The organism is Paraburkholderia sp. SIMBA_054 (assembly GCF_046534875.1).
Lineage (GTDB): Bacteria > Pseudomonadota > Gammaproteobacteria > Burkholderiales > Burkholderiaceae > Paraburkholderia > Paraburkholderia hospita.
Window position 1 is genome coordinate 1 of the sequence record NZ_JAWRXV010001441.1, and the last position, 245, is coordinate 245.

Here is a 245-nt window from a genome sequence, read left to right on the forward strand (position 1 = left end):
CGGGTCAGGGCCAGCTGCGCCTCGGGGGTCTCGGCGCGGTTCACCACCGCGCGAAACGCGGCGTTGTCCGGATGGTCCTTTGCATACCACCCCAGGTGCTTGCGGGCGATGCGCACGCCCTGCGGTTCGCCGTAGAAGGCATGCAGGTCGGCGAGGTGGCCGAGCAGGGTGTCGCGGACGAAGGCCAGCGTCGGCGCCGGCAGCAGTTCGCCGTGGGCCAGGTAGTGGGCGACCTCGCGGAAGAT

Annotated in this window: 1 protein-coding gene; it reads right to left on the reverse strand. The window is 71.0% G+C overall.

The genetic code is table 11. From position 1 onward, the window contains the following. Nucleotides 1-245 (reverse strand): tRNA-dihydrouridine synthase (locus SB822_RS59810; RefSeq protein ID WP_410859474.1); only part of this gene is annotated, 245 nt, incomplete at both ends.